Origin of the sequence: Pseudoalteromonas sp. UBA2102, from assembly GCF_002331165.1 — a bacterium.
In the GTDB taxonomy this organism is placed as follows: domain Bacteria; phylum Pseudomonadota; class Gammaproteobacteria; order Enterobacterales; family Alteromonadaceae; genus Pseudoalteromonas; species Pseudoalteromonas atlantica.
On sequence record NZ_DCYU01000017.1, the window covers coordinates 14,574 to 30,419 of the forward strand.

Sequence of the window (15,846 nt, forward strand, 5' to 3'; positions counted from 1 at the left end):
CACAAAAAAGCCGACCTATGCCGGCTCTCCTTTTTAACGTGTACTAACTGTTAAAGCTAAGCTCTTTAGCAGAGCGCTTTAGCAAGGCTAGTATTACTTGCGTAAATGCTTAACAGCTTTATCAAGTACACCGTTTACAAATTTATGGCTGTCTTCAGCGCCAAATATTTTAGCAAGCTCAATGCCTTCATTGATTGCTACTTTATATGGCACATCTTCACGGAATTTAAGCTCATACGCGCTTAAACGTAAAATTGCACGCTCTACCATATCTAAATCATCAAATGGACGTGTTAAATGCGGAGATACAGCTTCATCTAGTTGCTTATAATTAACGGCAACGCCACGCGCTAAATCTTTAAAGTATTCAACATCAATTTTAGTCACGTCGTTTTCGATCAACATTTGTTGTTCGATATCGGCAATTAAATTGCCACTTAATTGCCAAGAATAAACGGCTTGAAGTGCTAAGATACGTGCTTTACGTCTTGCTGCTGGTTTCACAAAAATTCCTTAAACTTAAATTTTATCTAACACATTAACCATTTCAAGCGCGCCTAATGCCGCTTCGCCGCCTTTGTTACCCATTTTGGTACCAGCGCGTTCAATTGCTTGTTCAATGCTTTCTGTGGTTAATACGCCAAATGCAACCGGGATATCATACTCAAGCGATACATTTGCAAGGCCTTTGTTAGATTCGCCAGCAACGAGGTCAAAGTGTGGTGTACCACCTCTGATCACTACGCCTAATGCGATGATTGCATCATACTCTTTTTTTGCCGCAATGCGTTTTGCCGCTAAAGGTAACTCTACTGCACCGGGTACATACACAACGGTAATGTCATCATCGGCTACGTCACCAGTACGCTTTAGCTCATCAACAGCACCTTCTAGTAGGCTGCTACCAATAAAATCGTTAAAACGAGAAATAACAATAGCGAATTTTTTGCCTGGAGCGTACTTATTACCTTCAATAATTTTCATTTGATAACCCTAAAAATATGTTCAAGCGGTTGCGATTGCGCAAAAATTGCTGCGCATCATACCATAAAAATAAAAAAATAGACTAGTTAAAAGCTGAGCCCTTATTGTGGCTCAACGTAATCAACCACTTCTAAATGAAAGCCCGAAAGTGCATGATACTTTTTAGGGCGACTCATTAAGCGCATTTGCTTAATACCTAAATCAGCCAGTATTTGCGAGCCCACACCAACAGTGCGTGATGTGCCTTTAAATTTACGCGGCGTAACATTTTCGCCAGCATCGGCAGCAGCAAATGTTTTTACTGTGGCCTCTAGCTCTTCGGTGCTTTCTTGTTTGCCTAAAATAACCAGTGCACCGTTATTTTTTGCAATGTAAGCCATTGCATCAGAAAGCCCCCAACTACGGTCCGCACTTCTGTCTGAAAGCAAAATATCGTTAAAGGTACTTTGTAAGTGCACGCGCACAAGCGTTGGCTCTTGCTCTTTAATTTCACCTTTTAGCAATACGTAGTGCAGTTGGCCGTCAATCGTATCTTTGTAGGTTACTAAATCAAACTCACCGTGCTCAGTGGGTAATTTACACTTAGCCACTTGCTCTATGGTGGTTTCGTTAAGGTTTCGGTACTCAATTAAATCTGCAATTGTGCCAATTTTAATACCGTGCTCTTTAGCAAATATTTCTAAATCTGGGCGGCGCGCCATAGTGCCATCGGCATTGAGAATTTCTACAATAACTGATGAGGCTTCAAGGCCGGCTAAACGTGCCAAATCACAGCCAGCTTCGGTGTGGCCTGCGCGCGTTAACACGCCACCTGGTTGTGCCATAATAGGAAAAATATGTCCAGGTTGTACAATATCACTTGGTACAGCACCCTTTGCAATTGCCGCTTGAACTGTACGCGCTCTATCGGCTGCTGATATACCCGTTGTTACACCTTTAGATGCTTCAATCGACATAGTAAAGTTAGTAGAAAACGCTGCGCCATTGTTTTTAACCATTAACGGTAAATCAAGCTGCTCACAACGCTCTTGCGTCATAGTTAAACAAATTAAGCCACGGCCATGAGTGGCCATAAAGTTAATTGCTTCGGCGCTAATGTGCTCTGCTGCAATGATTAAATCACCTTCGTTTTCTCTGTCTTCGTCATCCATTAAAATAACCATTTTACCGGCTTTAATGTCGTCGATGATTTCTTGTGCGCTGTGTAAATTCATAAATTTGCTCGTGTAAGTTATCAGTGTCGTTATTTAACAAAACCAGCTTTAGCTAGTAAGCTCATTGAAATATCTGAGCCTGTCGGCTGCTCAGCCCCTTTAATAAGGCGCTCTAAATAACGTGCAATTTGGTCGACTTCTAAATTAACGCGTGTGCCCACTTTAAAATCAGCAATGGTGGTTTGCTCGCTTGTGTGCGGCACTATGGTTAATTTAAATTTATTACCTTGTACAGCGTTTACTGTCAGGCTTATACCATCTATACATACAGACCCTTTGTAAGGAATGTACTTCATTAAATTTTCATCGGTGCTTAGCCAATATTCTGTGGCGCGCGCATTACTAGTAATAGCTGTAATGGTTGCAATGCCATCAACATGACCTGACACTAAATGCCCGCCTAAACGTGAAACCGGCTGCATGGCTTTTTCAAGGTTAACTGTTTGGCCAATATTATAATTTGCAAACCCAGTTAAGCTGATAGTTTCGTTTGATAAGTCGGCACTAAAGCCATCAATGTGCTTATCAACTACCGTTAAACATACGCCATTAGTGGCAATGCTATCGCCAAGCTTTACATCGCTCATATCAAGATTAGCGCTTTGAATGCGAATGGCTAAATCGCCTTGTTTTTTTTGTAATAGTGCAATTTTGCCTGTGGCTTCAATTATTCCAGTAAACATAGCCCTACTCTTTTAATTAAGTGATTGGAATGTGTTTTGTAGCGGTTATACGTAAATCATCGCCTATTTTCACACACTCTTTAAACGTCAAATTAACGGTGTTTTGCATATCTGTCAGCGGTGCAAAATTAACTAAGCTTTTTGCATCGCCCCCCATTAGTTTAGGTGCTAAATAAAATATATATTCGTCTATTAAATTAAGCTCTGTCATTTTACCGGCAAGTGTAGCACCCGCTTCTAAATAAACATGATTAAATTGCAGCTTAGCAAGGTGCGCTAAAACAGACGTTAAATTAACTTTGTTATTTTGCTGTGGCACTTCTATATGCCTTACAAAATGCGGCCACTGCGTTGATTTATCAACCTTGGTAGTAAAAATTATTATTTCACTTTCAATATTAAATACTGCCAGCTCTGGTGTAAGCCTATTTTGTGAGTCAATTATAACACGCACCGGTTGGCGTAGGGGTAAATCGGTAGGCAAAGCCTGTGGCAACTCGCTTAACCTCACATTGAGCTTAGCATCATCGGTAATAACCGTATCGGCGCCCGTTAAAATAGCGCAGCTTTGTGCTCGGTGTAATTGTACATCTTGTCGCGCAGCGCTGCCGGTGATCCACTTACTTTGGCCATTTTTAAGCGCGGTTTTACCATCAATGCTGGCCGCCATTTTACACGTAACATACGGAAGTCCCTGCTCCATACGCTTAAAAAAACCTAAATTAAGTGCGCGCGCTTGCTGCTCTAGAAGCCCAAATGCAACCTCTATACCTGCATCGCTGAGTATTTTAAGCCCTTTACCTGCGACTTGTGGGTTGGTGTCGACCATAGCCGCAATAACTTTTACTACACCTGCGGCTTTTAAACCCTCTGCACACGGCGGAGTGCGTCCGTAATGGCTACACGGTTCAAGCGTAACATACGCAGTCGCGCCTTTTGCGTTTTCACCTGCTACAGCAAGAGCATTAACCTCAGCATGCCCCTGCCCAGCTAATTGATGAAACCCTTCACCAATTATGTGGTTATCTTTAACTAAAACACACCCGACATTAGGATTGGGGGTGGTTGTAAATCGCCCTTTTTTTGCAAGCTCGATGGCACGTGCCATGTACATTTCATCTTGCGCAGTAAAGGTTGTTTGGTTTTGCATTATTACTCCCCTAAACGGGCAATTTCTTCACCAAATTCGCGTATATCTTCAAACGAGCGATACACAGAGGCAAACCGCACATAGGCTACTTTATCCAGTTTTTTAAGCGCCTCCATTATGCACTCACCCACTAGGTGACTTGATATTTCTCGCTCGCCGGTAGCACGCAACTGCGATTTAATAATATTAACCACTTCATCCACTTGCTCTGTACTAACAGGGCGTTTTTCTAGGGCACGATTAAGGCCATTGAGTAGTTTATCTTCATTAAAGGGCTCTCGACTGCCATCTTGTTTAATTACACGTGGCATGACTAACTCGGCGCCTTCAAAGGTAGTAAATCGCTCGTGACACTCGTTACATTCACGACGACGGCGAACTTGGTGGCCTCCGCCGACTAGGCGAGAATCAATAACTTTAGTATCTTTTGCGGTACAAAATGGGCAATGCATAACTCGGTACTTCCGTTTTAAAACAAAAAAGGCCGCTATTTAGCGGCCTTTTATCTTAGCAAAAAAATAGGGCCTGTTGGCCTTTCAGGATTAAATTTGTTCTATCTAGGGGTGATTTGATCGCGGCGCGAGGTTTGTAACCTAGTGGGCTAAGTAAAAACCGAGCAACAAAGAGTAAATCGCCCCTAGGACGAACCCGAGGGCAGTGCATGTTTGGCATTTATGCTGCGTTATCGCCTATTTGTGTGGAGTAACCACACTACATAGACTCTGCCTTGCCTAAAAACCAAACATACTACTGCAAATTAAACCTCGAAAGGTAAACAGGCCCCTTGTTGTGATCTAAATTACTGCTGCTTATGCAATTAAGCGTATACAGGTAGTTTTGCACAAATTGCTTTAACTTTTTCTTTAACTTGCGCTTGTACTGACTCATCGTTGATGTTGTCTAATACGTCACAAATCCAGCCAGCAAGTTCTTTCGATTCAGCTTCTTTAAAGCCACGACGCGTAATTGCAGGTGAACCAATACGTAAACCAGAAGTAACAAACGGTGAGCGAGGATCGTTTGGTACAGAGTTTTTGTTCACAGTAATATTTGCATTACCAAGCGCTGCGTCTGCATCTTTACCTGTGATATCTTTATCGATTAAATCAAGTAAGAATAAGTGGTTTTCTGTTTTATCAGATACGATTTTGTAACCGCGCTCTTGCATAACAGCAACCATAGCTTGAGCATTTTTAACTACTTGTGCTTGGTATGTTTTAAATTCTGGTTGTAGAGCTTCTTTAAATGCCACTGCTTTTGCAGCAATAATGTGACATAAAGGACCACCCTGGCCACCTGGGAACACAGCGCTGTTAAGCTTTTTGTAAATTGCTTCGTCGCCACAAGCAGAAATAATTAAACCACCACGAGGGCCTGCTAATGTTTTGTGTGTTGTTGTTGTTACAACATGCGCGTGAGGTACTGGGCTTGGGTAAACACCCGCCGCAATTAAACCAGCAACGTGAGCCATATCAACAAATAAGTAAGCACCTACTTTATCAGCAATCTCACGGAATTTAGCCCAATCAACAATACCTGAGTACGCAGAAAAACCACCAATAATCATTTTTGGTTTGTGCTCAAGTGCTAGCGCTTCTACCTGTGCGTAGTCAATTTCGCCAGTTGCTTCGTCTAGCCCGTACTGGATTGCATTGTATAGCTTACCTGAGAAGCTTACGTGTGAACCGTGCGTTAAGTGACCACCATGAGCTAAGCTCATACCAAGTACAGTGTCGCCCGCTTCTAATAATGCTAAGAAAACAGCTGCATTTGCTTGAGAACCCGCATGTGGCTGAACGTTTGCATAGTCAGAACCAAATAGCTCGTTAGCACGATCAATTGCAAGTTGTTCAACAACGTCTACGTGCTCACAACCGCCATAGTAACGTTTGCCCGGGTAACCTTCTGCGTATTTGTTTGTAAGCTGTGAACCCTGTGCTTCTAGTACGCGTGGGCTACAGTAGTTTTCTGATGCGATTAATTCAATGTGCTCTTCTTGGCGAGCAGTTTCTTTGTTTATCGCGTCAAATAACTCTGGATCAAAATCCGAAATATTCATGCTACGTTCTAACATTGGGGTCTCCTAGGGCAACGTGTATGGTGTTTTTTAGAGGCTTTATTGTACGCTTTAAACGACTCTTTGCCTACGCTCTTAAGTTGAGGATATTTAAACAGGGATTGAATCTATTTCACAGCGTTTTTAAGATGATATTTTTTTATAAATGCATTAATAATTTAAATGGCTTTTATTTTTTACATTTAATTAGTTAATGATAAATACTTTATTTAGCGCGTTAAAAATACAAAAAAAGCGGCCAAAGCCGCTTTTTTAACGCTAAGTTAGTTAGCCTAACTTAGCGAGTATTTCAGTGCGTAACGCTTCATAATCAGGGTTAATGTCGCTTGCTAAACAAGGTTTAGCAAGTGCGTCGCTAAGTGGTTTTGGCATATCAAGTTCAATATTTAGGATCTCTTCTACGCTTTCTTTAAACTTAGCAGGGTGAGCAGTTGCTAAAAAGATACCTGCTGCGCCGGGTGCTTTATTCTCTACAAGACCTTGGTATGCAATGGCGGTATGCGGCTCTGCAACATAACCAGTTTGTTGAATATTTTTCATCACTGCTTGCGTATTTTCTTCGCTCACGCTGGTTGAGTAAAAATTATCGTAGCTAAACCAGTTATTATCTAACATTGTTTGCACACGTGGCCAGTTATTTGGCTTGCTCACATCCATCGCATTTGAAAGCGACTCAAGTGTGGCATTTGGCGCCCAATTTTTATCAAGCATGTAACGTGGCACGGTGTCGTTTTGATTTGTAGTCGCGCTTAGTTTACCCACCGGCAAACCGATTACAGCACCAATCATGGCGGCACATACATTACCAAAGTTACCACTAGGGACCGAAATATGCACTGTAGCACGCTTTTCTTTTGGTAGCTGAGCAATGGCTTCAAAGTAATAACATACTTGTGCCACTAAGCGGCTAATGTTGATTGAGTTAGCTGAATTAAGGCCAAGTGTAGATTTAACTTCGTCATCTAAAAACGACTTTTTAACCAGCTCTTGGCAATCATCAAAACTGCCATCAACCGCGTAACAATAAATGTTGTTACCAAGCGTAGTAAATAGCTTTTGCTGAGCAAGCGAAATTTTGCCTTTAGGGTATAGAATAACCACATCTATGTTTGGCTTGTTGTAAAACGCATGCGCTACAGCAGCGCCAGTATCGCCAGAGGTTGCCGTTAAAATCGTGACTTTTTCGCCTTGATTAAACTGTGCTAAACACTCAGCCATAAAGCGCCCGCCAAAGTCTTTAAACGCAAGCGTAGGGCCATGAAAAAGCTCTAAACAATAGTTATTGTCTTCAACCTCTACCAATTTTACGGGGAAGTTAAATGCATTTTTAACCATTTGAGCAACGGTATCAGCGGGTAATTCATCACCAATAAGGTGCGATAAAATTTTGCTACTGCGGGTAACAAAATCCATATCTAATAACGCATTTACATCGGCGAGTGGCGCTAAGCTTTCAGGGAAAAATACCCCCTGATTACGCCCAAGCCCTGTTTTTACCGCTTCAACAAACGACACTTTTTGAGAATTTTCTTTTAAATTATGTAATTGCATAAATGCCTATCCTATAAAACTGTTAATTGACGCGTGCCGTCGTTATCTAATTTACAAATGTGGCAAAAGCCCTGCTCATTTATATAGTTTTGCGCTAACCACTGCGCACATTTTTCAGCAGCTTCTAATGTTTTACACACTGTAAATAACGTAGGGCCTGCACCTGAAATACTGACAATTTCTGCACCAAGCGCTGGCAAATTTGCTTTCGCTTCGCTAAACCCTGTTATTAACGGTGCTCGGTAAGGCTCTGCTATATCATCTTGCATAATGCTCAATGCATCATCAAAACGCTGCGTTAATAACAAACTGCTAAATGCCGATAAACGCTGTGCAAACTCAACCCCTGCATGCATGCTTAGCTCTTTAGGTAATACCGAGCGCGCCTTTGCGGTATTAAGCGAAAACCCAGGAAACGCCGCTACGTAGTACCAGTTTTCATCAACTGGTAGAGCAATTGACTTATCAGGAATTAAATCGCCTGTAAGCTGTAAGCCCCCTAAATAACACGGGGTGATGTTGTCATAATGACGTCCGCCACTGACTATCGCTTCAAAATCAGCCATTAATTCAATCAGCTCAACTTGGCTTAAATTGGTTTGAGCAAACTTATCAAGCGCAGCAAAGGTTGCTACCACCGAGCACGCACTCGAACCTAGCCCTGAGCCAATTGGTAAATTCTTTTTAAGCTCTAATTTTACACTTGGCATATCTGGCGCAACGTGCGCTCTAAAATGTACTAAACATTGATATGCTAGGTTTTCGCTCGCATCGCTTGGTAACTTATGCGCATATTCGCCAGAGCAAACAAACTCATCACTTGCTGCGGCGCTTACTGCGGCTACATCACCTAATAAGCTGCCATCAATAGGCGCAAGCGCTGCGCCAAGTGCATCAAAGCCCACTGCAAAATTACCTATAGACGCCGGAGCATATACTTCTATCATAATGCTCTCCTAGCGCGATAACGTTTTTAATACGTCGGCAAATACGCCTGCAGCTGTTACCGCAGAGCCTGCACCGTAGCCACGAATTACAAACGGGCGTGGTTGATAATATTGGCTTAAAATAGCTAACGCGTTTTCACCATCACGAATAACATTTAATGCATGCGATGAATCGACCGCTTCAATACCTACTTTACAGTGGCCTTCTTTAATTGTACCTACATAACGCAGTACCTTGCCCTCTGCTGCCGCACTTTGAATACGGTCGTTAAACTCAACGTCTAAACTTGGCAGTTTAGCCATAAATTCATCTACGCTGTCGCCTTGTGCAAAACCTTGTGGCAATACCGACTCTACTTCTATATCGCTAAGCTCTAATTTCATGCCGGCTTCGCGTGCAATAATAAGTAATTTACGTGCTACATCGGTACCCGATAAATCATCGCGTGGGTCTGGCTCTGTAAAACCGCTTTCTTTTGCTTTAATGGTTGCCTCAGAAAGTGATAAACCATCTTCTAGTGCACCAAACATGTACGACAGTGAGCCTGATAAAATACCGCTAAACTCAAGTAACTCATCACCTGCACCAAATAACGACTGTAGGTTATCGATTACCGGTAAGCCTGCACCTACGTTTGTTTCGTATAAAAACTTGCGGTTATTTTTTTGTGTTGCTGCAATTAAGTCTTGGTAATAATCGTACGAGCTGGTTGTTGCTTTTTTATTAGCGGCAACCACATGGAAGCCCGCATTTAAAAAATCCACATACTGAGCAGCTAGCGCATCAGAAGACGTACAATCTACAAGCACAGGGTTTACTAAGTGATTTTGTTTTACAAACTGCTCAACTAAATTTAAATCAAACGCTTGCTCTGATGCTGCAAGCTTTTGCTGCCAGTCATCAAATGCAATACCTTCGCTGTCTAAATGCAATTGACGAGAATTAGCAACGCCATATAGGTTTAACTTAATATTACGTTTTTCAAGCCACGCTTGCTGGCGCTCTAACTGAGAAATAAGCTCTTGGCCTACTAAGCCACAGCCAAGTAAAAATACGTCAATTGAAGGGACGTGGGTAAAAAAGTTTTCATGGCATATTTTCACTGCATCGTTACACAGCTCGCCATCAATAACCGCCGAAATAGCACTTTCTGTAGAATCCTGCGCAATGGCTACAATGTTTACTTGGGCCTGTGCAAGAGAAGCAAAAAACTGTGCTGCTAAACCTTTGTGTGCGCGCATGTTATCGCCCACTAAAGTAACAATGGCAAGATTACGTTGTACTTGTACCGGCTCAATTAAGCCTGCTTGTAATTCAAGTTCAAATGCACTTTGTAAGGCTTCTAGCGCGAGCGCTAAATCGCTTTCGTGCACACAAAAGCTAATGCTAAATTCACACGATGATTGAGTAATTAATACTATCGATACGTTATCGTGCGCAAGGGCATTAAATACCTTAGAGGCCATGCCCACTTTACCTTTCATGCCTGGGCCTGACACGGTAAGCATTGCTAAGTCTTGTAAGCTAGAAAGCGCTTTTACTGGCTCATCCGATGAATAGTCGTTACCAATTAATGACCCTTGAGCATCTGGGTTATGGGTATTTTTAATTTCGCACGGTACGCCCGCTTTCGCGCACGGTAAAATGGTTTTAGGATGAAGTACTTTAGCGCCAAAGTAAGAAAGCTCCATCGCTTCTTTATAAGATAAGAAATCAACTTTAGTCGCTTTTTTGATGTAGCGCGGATCAGCACTGTACACACCATCAACGTCAGTCCAAATTTGGCAAATTTCAGCATCTAAACATGCCGCTGCAATAGCTGCAGAGTAATCAGAGCCATTACGACCAAGTGTAGTAAGTTCGCCTTGCTCGTTGCTTGCTGTAAAGCCTGGCATAATGTAAATGGTGGCTGGGTTTTCTTTAAGTACTGCTTGAAAGCGTGCTTTACTCGTTACTAAGTCGGCCTCAGCATCAATGTAGCCACCAGTAGAGGCAACACAACGCGTTGCTTCAAGGTATTGTGCATTGTGCGAGCTTAATAAACTTTGCATTAGCGATACGCTAACACGCTCACCAAAACTAATTACAAAAGCACGAATTTGATCTGGGCAGCACTTAATAAGCGCCACACCATCTAGCTTATTTTTAAGCTCATTAAAATCTGGCCAGTTTGTTACTTCGCCACTGCTTTTTTCTACTTCTGCTTTTAATGTCTCGCATCGGCTTAGTAAAGCTTGCCATTGCTGAGAAAAATCTTGACCTTGCTCAGCGGCACTTGCCAGCGCAACTAATGAATCAGTCATACCACCGGGTGCAGAAAGTACCAGTAACATTTCATCTTTTAACTGTGCTTTTACCAGCAAAGCTACTTGTTGCAAACAGGCAAAGTCGGCAAGCGAAGAGCCTCCAAATTTTAAAACGCGCATTATTTATGTTCCTCATCCCATAAAACGAAAAAAGGCCTGTGTTCTTAGTGAACACAGGCCTTTAAATTTGTTGCACCGACCTATGCCACTATCCAGTAAGAATGGTGGTTGTAATAATAATGGTCAGTGCGCGATTAATTGTTTTCATAGAGCTAAGACTGCCTTAACAAAGGCTATGCTGTCAACCCCAAATTAAAAGATAAAACAGCCTTTTTAAACATGAAAAAACCTAATGAATGCCAAATTTATGCAAAACTTCACTTAAAGCCGATTTATTAATAGGTTTATTTATAAAGTCGATAGCACCAAGCTGCGCGACTTTTTGCTTCATTTGTTGTTGTATATCAGCGGAGATCACCAGTACAAAACACTCTATTTTTTCTGCTTTAATGCGCTCCAGCACTTGTACGCCGTCAACTTCTGGCATGGTTAAGTCTAAACACAAAAGATCAAATTGCTGCAAGCGTAAAAGCGCCAGCGCATCGGCCCCGTTTGCGGCTTGTTGAATGTCGGCACTCACGCACTCATTTAAACAACGCACAACTTGTTTGCGTGCAACAGTGGAGTCATCACACACTAATATAGAAAATTTCATCATGTTAACTACTAAAATAACCTTTTAAAATTATAAAAACGAGCCGTCCGTTGGTTTTTGCTATTCTAACACGTTCCTAAAACTCTAACACTTTGCTTGTTCGCATAATGTAGTACTGTAACCTTACAATAAAACGTTAAATATTATTGATAATTGCTCTAGTTGCCTATTAAAAATCATCGTTTTTGAAATCTCAGTAGCCATTAAAATTAATTTAAATCAGTTTAGTGCACTATTATTAAAACAAAACGACTCAATAGCAGGGCTATCTCTTTAAAATATAAATTTTTTATTTATTTTTAAGGTTTTATTGACTAACTTTTAAGTTAGAAATTGCAACTTAGATATAATTACACCGGATGAGTAAATCCCATATGTTACAAAAAAGCCTTTCTAAGAAATTGTTAACTAATGTTTTATCAGTGTATTTTTTGCTTACCTTTGTGGTGACATGTGGACAGGTGCTTGCAGAATTTGTAAATACTAAAGACTACATTCGTGATGAGCTAAGTACGCTGCAAAAAACCTTTAGCCGAAGCTTAACACGCGCAATTTGGGAACTAAACACAAAGCAAACAATTACAACCGCAGAAGGCTTACTTGCTATACCTATGGTGGAGGGCATTATAGTGCGCGACGACAGCGGTGAAATTATTTCGCAGCTGGGGCGCTCTTTGGATATACACAAACTTTATAACCAACAACTCGTACAAGAGGAAGTCATTATAGAGGACACCAAATCGGGTCTCTTTGGTTATACCTTCCCCCTAATTTTTGAATTTTCGGGACGCGCTACTCAAGTAGGTGATGTGACCTTGTTCTCTAGCCGCGATGTGGTATTTAGCCGAATAATGGTATCTATTTACTTTTTAATTGGTAACGCCATGATCAAAACCACCTTTTTGATCATTCTGTTTTTAATGGCATTTAGAAAGCTGCTCACCGACCCTTTAAACGAGTTAACCGATCAAATAGAAAACTTAGAGCTTGATGACTTAGAAGGTCAACACATAGACATTGAGACCGAAGAGCATAACGAGCTAAACGTTATGGAGCAGTCTTTTAATAACTTAATAGATAAAGTAGTTCAATACAGAAAAGAGCTTGAGCATACCCAACGTGAGTTGATTGTTAGTAACGAAAAGCTCGACCAGCACAATATACAGCTTGAGCAAGATGTTGCCCGTAAAACGTCAAACTTAAGCCAAGCTATGATGGATTTACAACAGCAAAAGTACGAACTAGAAAAACAAAAGCTGGTACTAACCGAAGAAGTTGATTTACGCAGACATACCGAAGAAGAATTATTAACTAAACAAAAAGAGCTTGAACGCTACCTTGACGAGCTAAGCCTTGCTCAAGAGCGCTTAGTAGGCACCGAAAAAATGGCTGCACTAGGCGGATTAGTCGCCGGTATTACACACGACATAAATACACCTATTGGGATTGGTGTAACTGCTATATCGTTTTTACAAGAGCGTTTAAACACGTTAGAAAATGCCTACAAAGAAAAAAAGTTATCGCCCAAAGCATTAGAAGAGTTTATAAACGAAGCCAAGCAAAGCACAAGCTTGCTTACAACCAACCTTGATAGAGCCTCTGAGCTTATTGCCAGCTTTAAACAAATAGCGGTAGACCAAGCCAGTGAAGCTGTAAGAACAATTAACTTTAAAGATTATTTAAACGAAGTAATTTTATCGCTCCACCCTAAACTTAAAAAAACTAAGCACACCATAAATTTACAGTGTCCGGATGATTTAGTTCTTAACCTGCCTGCAGGGGCAATTAGCCAAATTTTTACCAACTTAATTATGAACTCAATTATTCATGGTTTTGATAATATTGCGCAGGGCAATATTGATATAAATATTAGCGCCGATGACACACTCCTTATTATTGACTACACCGATAACGGCAATGGCGTAACAAAAGAGCAATTAGCCAAATTGTTTGACCCATTTTTTACGACAAAACGCGACCAAGGCGGCAGTGGGTTAGGCACACACATAACCTTTAACTTAGTTAAGCAAACACTTAGCGGCTCAATAGAGGCAAGCAGTGAGCCTGGCAAAGGGCTTCATTACCATATTGAATTTCCTAAAAACATGCCAAAGCCATTATTTAATCAATAACGGCTTTGCTTAAAATCAGCCATTTCGAGAACCCCATTTTATTGCTATGATTGAGCAAATTTAAAAGATGGAAAAGTTACCTTATGTGGTTTAGTAACCTGATTTGTTATCGCTTTAAGCAAGATGTTTCGTACACTCAAGAAGAGTTTGAAAAAGCGTTAGAACAAGATGTATTTCGCCCTTGTGGCTCTCAAGACCTTTCTACATTTGGTTGGACAAAAGCATTTGGTAAGCATGGTGACTCGCTGGCGCATTTTTCACAAAAAAGCATTTTAGTGTGTGCCAAACGTGAAGAAAAAGTGCTGCCTGCATCTGTTGTTAATGAAATGGTTGCCGAAAAAGTAGATCAAATAGAAGCGGAAGAAAACCGCCCTGTTAAAAAGAAAGAAAAAGACGAGTTAAAAGAAAACATTTTAACTACCTTATTACCTCAAGCGTTTAAAAAATCGAGCCTACAGTTTGCTTTTATTGACCAAGAAAACGGCTGGGTTGTAGTAAACAGCGGCAGTTTTAATAAAGCAGAAGAGCTACTTGCATTGCTGCGTAAGTCTCTGGGCACATTACCAGTAGTACCTGCTTTTGCAAACTACGACCTAGATGTATTTTTAACTGATTGGTTAACTAACTTCAGCACCCCTGAAAACTTTGCTATAGGTTTTGATGCTGAGCTAGAAGAAGCCGACGACAGTGGCGCACAGGTTAAACTAAAAGGTCATGATTTATCGTGTGATGAAGTTAAATCGCACCTAGAAAATGGTAAACGCGTGACCAAACTTGCACTTGATTGGCAAGAACGCCTGAAGTTTATGCTGCAAAACGATGGCTCTATCAAGCGTTTAAGCTACTCAGAAACTTTAAAAGAAGAAAACGCCGATATTCCTAAAGAAGATATGGCGGTTAAATTAGATGCTGACTTTATTTTAGCCTCAGAAGAAATCAAGCTACTGCTTGAAGAGCTGACGGCCGGTTTAGGTGATGCAGAAGATTTATAAAACGCTAAAATTATAAGCGCTATTAAAATCGAAAAAAGCACGACTTAGTCGTGCTTTTTGCTTTTACCTTATAACTGCTAATTAGCTAAATGTGTCTTTTACATTTTCGAGCATGTCGTTGTATTCGTCACTTGAAAATAGCTGCATAGAAGGAATAACGCCTTTATCTATGTAGGTTTGTAAAGCCGCTGATTTATCAGAAACCTGTAAAGTCCCCTCTAAAATAGCGCCAATACGAATAAAATCAACATACCCAATCTCTTCAGGGCGATACGTAGGGTCGGCCCAATGCCTAGCAACATTTACAAATTCAGGTGGAAACTCCCACGCTCCCATAATTGAGCCACCAATTTTACCACTGAGCTTTTGAATTGCATGTGCTAAAAAGCTTGGGTTAGCAAACACCTCTGGGTGGCGCTCAGCTTCGGTTAAAATAGGCAGTACACCAATGTTATATACCAACGACGCCAACGTAATAGCGTCACTATTTAACGATGTACGTTTATTATTTTGTAAATAAAACGCCATAAGCGTTATTGAATGCCCCGCCACATTTAGCGTTTTTTGCCACGCTTTACTCATGTAGCCTTTTATTAGCTCATTATTAGAAACAAACAGCTGCTCCATTGCCATTGCGGTTGCTATATTTTTAATTTGGCGTAAACCAATGCGCGTAACCGCTTGCTGTAAGTTAGACACTTTAACCACTCGGCCCATAATTGCACTGTTAGCCACTTTGATCATGCGCGCTGAAAGAGCCGGGTCTTGTCCAATCACATCTGACATTTGCATTAGGTTTACATCAGGGTTATCGGCCGCTTGGCGCACTTTAATTGCAACTTCAGGTAACGTAGGTAAAACCAAAGTGTCGTTATTGATTCTATCAACCAAAATCGTTAATAGTGCATTTTCTGTAGACATAGAACTGTCATCCTTTTGTTTCTGGGCCGCAATGCAACTGCTAACCTCGGATAAAATGAGTAATACAATGAGTAATACAATGAGTATTATCTAACTTACCGATAAAGTTAAGAAAATTATATAAATTAATTGTTATTATCGCCTGCAGACGCGGTACACCGCCAAACACTTGC

At 41.1% G+C, this 15,846-nt stretch carries 14 protein-coding genes; 2 read left to right on the top strand and 12 right to left on the bottom strand.

Going from position 1 to position 15,846, the window contains the following annotated elements; translation table 11 throughout:
- Nucleotides 1-93: 93 nt before the first annotated feature.
- The 11 genes from nusB to B2R65_RS01680 form a co-directional block, all read right to left on the bottom strand.
- The gene (gene nusB / locus B2R65_RS01630; protein ID WP_004586866.1) at nt 94-504 is read right to left on the bottom strand and encodes a transcription antitermination factor NusB; all 411 of its coding nucleotides are present in this window, start codon (nt 502-504) and stop codon (nt 94-96) included.
- Between the two features lie 15 nt (nt 505-519).
- Entirely contained in the window at nt 520-984 is a 465-nt protein-coding gene (gene ribH, locus B2R65_RS01635) for a 6,7-dimethyl-8-ribityllumazine synthase (RefSeq protein WP_286740548.1), read from the bottom strand.
- A 101-nt stretch (nt 985-1,085) separates the two neighbouring features.
- Entirely contained in the window at nt 1,086-2,198 is a 1,113-nt protein-coding gene (ribBA, locus tag B2R65_RS01640; RefSeq protein ID WP_286740550.1) for a bifunctional 3,4-dihydroxy-2-butanone-4-phosphate synthase/GTP cyclohydrolase II, read from the bottom strand.
- Nucleotides 2,199-2,227: 29 nt separating this feature from the next.
- On the bottom strand, nt 2,228-2,881 hold the full coding sequence (locus B2R65_RS01645; RefSeq protein ID WP_004586863.1) for a riboflavin synthase: 654 nt from the start codon (nt 2,879-2,881) through the stop codon (nt 2,228-2,230).
- Between the two features lie 16 nt (nt 2,882-2,897).
- Nucleotides 2,898-4,031 (bottom strand): bifunctional diaminohydroxyphosphoribosylaminopyrimidine deaminase/5-amino-6-(5-phosphoribosylamino)uracil reductase RibD, encoded by a 1,134-nt coding sequence (gene ribD, locus B2R65_RS01650; RefSeq protein WP_286740553.1) that lies wholly within the window; start codon nt 4,029-4,031, stop codon nt 2,898-2,900.
- Between the two features lie 2 nt (nt 4,032-4,033).
- Entirely contained in the window at nt 4,034-4,483 is a 450-nt protein-coding gene (nrdR, locus tag B2R65_RS01655; protein WP_004586861.1) for a transcriptional regulator NrdR, read from the bottom strand.
- Between the two features lie 365 nt (nt 4,484-4,848).
- Nucleotides 4,849-6,105 (bottom strand): serine hydroxymethyltransferase, encoded by a 1,257-nt coding sequence (glyA, locus tag B2R65_RS01660; protein ID WP_024031685.1) that lies wholly within the window; start codon nt 6,103-6,105, stop codon nt 4,849-4,851.
- A gap of 270 nt (nt 6,106-6,375) precedes the next feature.
- Entirely contained in the window at nt 6,376-7,659 is a 1,284-nt protein-coding gene (gene thrC, locus B2R65_RS01665) for a threonine synthase (protein WP_286740557.1), read from the bottom strand.
- 11 nt (nt 7,660-7,670) lie between these two features.
- Nucleotides 7,671-8,606: a homoserine kinase gene (thrB, locus tag B2R65_RS01670; protein ID WP_286740560.1), complete on the bottom strand. Its 936-nt coding sequence runs from the start codon at nt 8,604-8,606 to the stop codon at nt 7,671-7,673.
- A 9-nt stretch (nt 8,607-8,615) separates the two neighbouring features.
- Nucleotides 8,616-11,033 (bottom strand): bifunctional aspartate kinase/homoserine dehydrogenase I, encoded by a 2,418-nt coding sequence (thrA, locus tag B2R65_RS01675; RefSeq protein ID WP_286740562.1) that lies wholly within the window; start codon nt 11,031-11,033, stop codon nt 8,616-8,618.
- A gap of 229 nt (nt 11,034-11,262) precedes the next feature.
- Nucleotides 11,263-11,631, bottom strand: coding sequence for a response regulator (locus tag B2R65_RS01680; protein ID WP_024031682.1), 369 nt, complete (start codon nt 11,629-11,631; stop codon nt 11,263-11,265).
- 371 nt (nt 11,632-12,002) lie between these two features.
- Between B2R65_RS01680 and B2R65_RS01685 the strand changes: the two genes are divergently transcribed.
- Together B2R65_RS01685 and rdgC are read left to right on the top strand one after the other, a co-directional pair.
- Nucleotides 12,003-13,760: a sensor histidine kinase gene (locus B2R65_RS01685; RefSeq protein WP_029773775.1), complete on the top strand. Its 1,758-nt coding sequence runs from the start codon at nt 12,003-12,005 to the stop codon at nt 13,758-13,760.
- An 83-nt stretch (nt 13,761-13,843) separates the two neighbouring features.
- Complete coding sequence (gene rdgC / locus B2R65_RS01690) at nt 13,844-14,752, top strand: recombination-associated protein RdgC (protein ID WP_004586854.1); 909 nt, start codon at nt 13,844-13,846, stop codon at nt 14,750-14,752.
- A gap of 81 nt (nt 14,753-14,833) precedes the next feature.
- Here rdgC and B2R65_RS01695 read toward each other — a convergent pair whose 3' ends face one another.
- On the bottom strand, nt 14,834-15,673 hold the full coding sequence (locus B2R65_RS01695; protein ID WP_138577583.1) for an HDOD domain-containing protein: 840 nt from the start codon (nt 15,671-15,673) through the stop codon (nt 14,834-14,836).
- Nucleotides 15,674-15,846: the final 173 nt, after the last annotated feature.

What these genes read in the sequence shown, in the direction of transcription:
- ribH (WP_286740548.1), bottom strand. Translation starts at nt 984, where the DNA reads ATGAAAATTATTGAAGGTAATAAGTACGCTCCAGGCAAAAAATTCGCT.
- B2R65_RS01695 (WP_138577583.1), bottom strand. Translation starts at nt 15,673, where the DNA reads ATGTCTACAGAAAATGCACTATTAACGATTTTGGTTGATAGAATCAAT.
- ribBA (WP_286740550.1), bottom strand. Translation starts at nt 2,198, where the DNA reads ATGAATTTACACAGCGCACAAGAAATCATCGACGACATTAAAGCCGGT.
- B2R65_RS01685 (WP_029773775.1), top strand. Translation starts at nt 12,003, where the DNA reads ATGTTACAAAAAAGCCTTTCTAAGAAATTGTTAACTAATGTTTTATCA.
- B2R65_RS01645 (WP_004586863.1), bottom strand. Translation starts at nt 2,881, where the DNA reads ATGTTTACTGGAATAATTGAAGCCACAGGCAAAATTGCACTATTACAA.
- thrC (WP_286740557.1), bottom strand. Translation starts at nt 7,659, where the DNA reads ATGCAATTACATAATTTAAAAGAAAATTCTCAAAAAGTGTCGTTTGTT.
- thrA (WP_286740562.1), bottom strand. Translation starts at nt 11,033, where the DNA reads ATGCGCGTTTTAAAATTTGGAGGCTCTTCGCTTGCCGACTTTGCCTGT.
- glyA (WP_024031685.1), bottom strand. Translation starts at nt 6,105, where the DNA reads ATGTTAGAACGTAGCATGAATATTTCGGATTTTGATCCAGAGTTATTT.
- thrB (WP_286740560.1), bottom strand. Translation starts at nt 8,606, where the DNA reads ATGATAGAAGTATATGCTCCGGCGTCTATAGGTAATTTTGCAGTGGGC.
- ribD (WP_286740553.1), bottom strand. Translation starts at nt 4,031, where the DNA reads ATGCAAAACCAAACAACCTTTACTGCGCAAGATGAAATGTACATGGCA.
- nrdR (WP_004586861.1), bottom strand. Translation starts at nt 4,483, where the DNA reads ATGCATTGCCCATTTTGTACCGCAAAAGATACTAAAGTTATTGATTCT.
- B2R65_RS01680 (WP_024031682.1), bottom strand. Translation starts at nt 11,631, where the DNA reads ATGATGAAATTTTCTATATTAGTGTGTGATGACTCCACTGTTGCACGC.
- rdgC (WP_004586854.1), top strand. Translation starts at nt 13,844, where the DNA reads ATGTGGTTTAGTAACCTGATTTGTTATCGCTTTAAGCAAGATGTTTCG.